Annotated in this window: 4 protein-coding genes; 1 reads left to right on the top strand and 3 read right to left on the bottom strand. The window is 73.4% G+C overall.

Annotated elements, in window-relative coordinates; genetic code table 11:
* On the bottom strand, positions 1-1,265 hold a 1,265-nt coding region (locus FK498_RS17825), incomplete at its 3' end, for a CoA-binding protein (RefSeq protein ID WP_202614912.1).
* Positions 1,262-2,422 carry an acyl-CoA dehydrogenase family protein gene (locus tag FK498_RS17820; protein ID WP_141856943.1) on the bottom strand — a complete coding sequence of 387 codons (1,161 nt, stop codon included), beginning with the start codon at positions 2,420-2,422 and terminating at the stop codon, positions 1,262-1,264. The genes FK498_RS17825 and FK498_RS17820, both read right to left, overlap by 4 nt.
* 166 nt (positions 2,423-2,588) lie before the next feature.
* Here FK498_RS17820 and FK498_RS17815 point away from each other — a divergent pair, with 166 nt between their 5' ends.
* The gene (locus tag FK498_RS17815; RefSeq protein WP_141856941.1) at positions 2,589-3,134 is read left to right on the top strand and encodes a cytochrome c family protein; all 546 of its coding nucleotides are present in this window, start codon (positions 2,589-2,591) and stop codon (positions 3,132-3,134) included.
* An 11-nt stretch (positions 3,135-3,145) separates the two neighbouring features.
* On the opposite strand, the gene FK498_RS19505 is transcribed toward FK498_RS17815, so the two are convergent.
* Positions 3,146-3,772, bottom strand: a 627-nt coding sequence (locus tag FK498_RS19505) for a hypothetical protein (protein ID WP_202614911.1), incomplete at its 5' end; no start/stop codon positions are given.

Here is a 3,772-nt window from a genome sequence, read left to right as displayed (position 1 = left end):
GTGCGGAAGCAGGCGATGCCCGCAGCCGCGAGCCTGCGCGCGCTCTCCGGGGCCTCCGGCGCGAGGAAGGCGGCGAGCGGCTTCGCGGCCGGGCGTGCGGCTGCGCGCAGCACGCCGGCGACGCTGTCCTCGGGCCGGAACTGGGCCGAGGAGCCGATCACCGCGACCACGGCATCCGCGCGCGGATCGGCGGCGGCCTGATCCAGCGCTGCGGCGATCCGGTCCGGCTCCGTGCCGGCAAGCGTCATGTCGCGCACTTCCGCTGCCTCGATGCCGCCGAGGCCCAGGCGGTCCACCACCAGCGCGGCGCCGCCCCCGGTGGTGGTGACGACCGCGACGGCGCGGCGCGGGGAGGTGAGGGGACGGGCCCGCGCGAACAGAGGTGCGGCCTCGATCAGCCCCTCGAAGCTGTCGAGCCGGGCGATCCCGCTGGCCGCGAGCAGCGCATCGACCGCCGCGTCCGTCCCGGCGATCGCGCCGGTGTGCGAGACCGCCATCGCCGCTCCGGCGGCCGACCGGCCGAGCTTGTAGGCGATCACCGCCTTGCCGGCCTCGAAGGCGCGACCGGCGGCCGCGCGCAGCCCGCCCGGGTCCCGGATCGTCTCGAGGAAAAGCGCGATCACGTCCGTCGCCTCGTCCTCGGCGAGCAGCGCGAGCAGGTCCGCAGCGCCAAGATCAGCCTCGTTGCCGGTCGCGGCGAGCACGGAGTAGCCGAGACCGCGGGCCGCCCCCCGGCTCAGGATCGCGCCGATCAGGCTGCCGGAGTGGCTGATCACGGCGGTGCGGCCCACCGGCAAGGGCGGCTCCATCGCCAGCACCGCGTTCACCGAAAGCGCGGTGCGCGCGGTGACATTGATCATGCCGATGCAGTTCGGCCCCATCAGCCGTACGCCGCCCGCGCGCGCGGCGGCGACCAGGCGCGCCTGGCGCGCCGCCCCCGCCGCGCCCGTCTCGGCGAAGCCGTCGGCAAGCACGGTGGCGACGGGAATGCGCCGGCGTGCGCAGGCGGCAATCGCCTCCTCGACCCGATCGGCGCCGAGCAGGATGAAGGCGTGGTCGATCGGCCCGGGGGCGTCGTCGAGCGAGGGATAGGCGGGCTCGCCCAGGATCTCCGTCGCGCGCGGATTGATCGGCAGGATCGCGCCGTCGAAGCCGTGCCGGCGCAGATGGATCTGCGCGCGCGCGGTCAGCCGCGCGGCGTCGGCCGAGGCGCCGACGAGCGCGATGCGCCGCGGCGCGAAGAGCGCGCGCGCAAGCGGGGTCATGGCGCGGGCCGGGGCGGGCGTTGGGGGAAGGGGCGGCCGAACACGCCCTCGGCGATGCGGTTTCTCATCATCTCGAGCGACCCGCCGGCGATCATCCACCCCCGCACCTTGCGCAGGCAGTACTCCACCAGCACGTCGTCGGAGTAGCCGGTGCCGCCCATGACCTGCATCGCCTCGTTGACCGCGAGCCAGCCGGCCTGGTTGCAGGCGTACTTGGCGATCGCGACCTCCTGGGGGTCGGGCAGGCCGCGGCCGGCGTTGGCGGCGGCGCGGTAGAGCAGGAGCTGTGCGGCGTCCAGCGCGACGCGCATCTCGGCGAACTTCCACTGCAGCCCCTGGAACTCCATCAGCCTGCGGCCGAACTGCATGCGCGTCTCGGCGTGTTCCCTGGCGATGCGGAAGGCGCATTCGCCGACCGCGCGCGAACGCGCGCTGTTGCCCAGGCGTTCGATGTTGAACCCTGCGATCTGCTTGCGGAACCCGCCCTCCTTCAGCAGCACATGCTCGGGCGGGATGAACACGTTGTCGAAATGCAGGGGACGCCAGATCTCGCCGTTCATGTAGCGGCGCGCAGGCCCGAGCGTGAACCCCTCCATGCCGCGCTCGAGGATCACGCTGCCGATCCCCTCGGTGCCGGGGCCGAAGCGGCAGTAGATCAGGAACACCGCTGCGTCGTCGCTGTTGGAGGTGAACACCTTGCCGCCGTTCAGCCGGTAGCCGTTGCCGTCGGGCGTGCAGGTGGAGCGCAGGTCGGTCAGCGCCGAGCCGGCCTCCGGCTCCGTCATGCCGACCGCGCAGATCGTCTCGCCGGCGAGCAGGGGGGCGAACCAGCGCTCCTTCTGCGCCGGGGTCGCGTACTCGGCGATGGTGCGGAAGGCGCCGAAATTGCCGGCCTGCAGGACGTCGGCCGAGCGCGGACAGACCTTGGCGATCTCCTCCGCCGCGATCACCGCGTCCATCAGGCTGCCGCCCTGGCCGCCGTCCCGCTCGTCCAGCATGATCCCGAACAACCCGTTCGCGGCCATCAGCCGGGCGACATCCCAGGGGAAGGCGTCGCGATGCGCGCGCGCCACCGCATCCGCGGCGAGGTGGCGTTCGGCGAAGCGGCGGACGCTCTCCTGGAAGGCCCTCTGTTCGGCGGTGAGGCGGAACTCCATGGTGGTGCGGCTCCGAGTCGGGCGGACGATCCCTCCCGTGATGGCATGGCAAGCCCCGCTCGACCATCCGGCCGCCCGGGTGCGGTGGGTTGAAGGGGCGCGGCGGATCGCCTAATGGACGGTCGCGCCGCACCGGGCGGAACCGTGCCGAGGGATCAGGCCGCCGATGAACACCATGGAACTGAACAAGATCGCAGCCGCCATCCTCACGGCCGGCATCCTCTTCATGGTCACCGGCATCGTCGGCGACGCGCTGGTGCATCCGAAGCGGCTGCACGAGAGCGTGCTGCGGATCGACACCGGCGCCGAGGCGCCGGCGGCCGCCGCCTCCGTCCCGGCCCAGCCGACCATTGAGCCGATCGGCCCGCTGCTCGCCAGCGCCAATCCGGAGAACGGCCAGGCGATCGCGCGCCGCGCCTGCGGCGCCTGCCACACCTTCGACCAGGGGGGGCGGAATGCCGTCGGCCCGAATCTGTGGGGCATCGTCGGTGCCGACCATGCCCATGCCGAGGGATTCAACTACTCCCAGGCGATCACGGCGAAGAAGGGCCAGCCATGGACCTATGAGGAGCTGAACCAGTTCATCGCCAACCCGCGCGCCTATGCACCGGGCACGCGCATGGCGTTCAACGGCCTCGCGAACACGCAGCAGCGGGCCGACCTGATCGCCTGGCTGCGCACGCTGGCGAGCGAGCCCAAGCCGCTGCCCTGACCCGGCGCGGCTCAGCGCAGGCCGCCGATCGCCTCGACCACGGCGCGCCAAGTCCGCTCGAGCGAGCCCTCCGCCTCCCGCATCTTCGTCAGCGCCGCCTCGACGGCGACGACATCGAGCTTGGATTGCAGCGCCGCCTCGCGCAGAGCCGTCTCGCGCGCCTCGACCGCGAGCGAGGCGCGTTCGTAGGCGCCCAAGGCCTCGGCGATGTGCAGCACCTCGGCGGCGGTGCAGCGGCGCAGCGCCTCGCGCCAGCCGGCCGGCAGGGTCTGGATTCGCTCCGGCGCCAGCGCGTCGATGCGCATCTCGAGCTCGACGGCGGGCGGAAGCAGGCTCGCCCCGCCGGCATCCTCGGCCAGGCCCACCAGCCGGAGCAGCCGTTCGCGCTCCCGCGCCGCCCCGGCCCGCTCGGCCGGGGGCGCGCGCCGCGCCAGCCCGGGCAGGGCATCGGCCAGGGCGGGGTAGCGGGCGGCCAGGATCGCCGCCTCCTCGGCCTGACCGGGCGCTGCGGCCAGTCGCCAGAGGATGAGGGCGGCCTCAGACCAGAGCGCCGCCTCGGCGGCCGCCTCGGCAAGCGCAAGGGGGGGGTCGTATACACATATGACGCTGCCGAGGAAAAGGGTAGTGTATGTGGCGGT

The organism is Elioraea sp. Yellowstone, from assembly GCF_006704265.1.
GTDB lineage: Bacteria > Pseudomonadota > Alphaproteobacteria > Acetobacterales > Acetobacteraceae > Elioraea.
The sequence above is the reverse complement of the archived record's forward strand: the minus strand, read 5'-3'. Positions and strand labels throughout refer to the sequence as shown.

Excerpts from the sequence above, each read along its gene's own strand:
- FK498_RS17815 (WP_141856941.1), top strand. The coding sequence starts at position 2,589 with ATGAACACCATGGAACTGAACAAGATCGCAGCCGCCATCCTCACGGCC.
- FK498_RS17820 (WP_141856943.1), bottom strand. The coding sequence starts at position 2,422 with ATGGAGTTCCGCCTCACCGCCGAACAGAGGGCCTTCCAGGAGAGCGTC.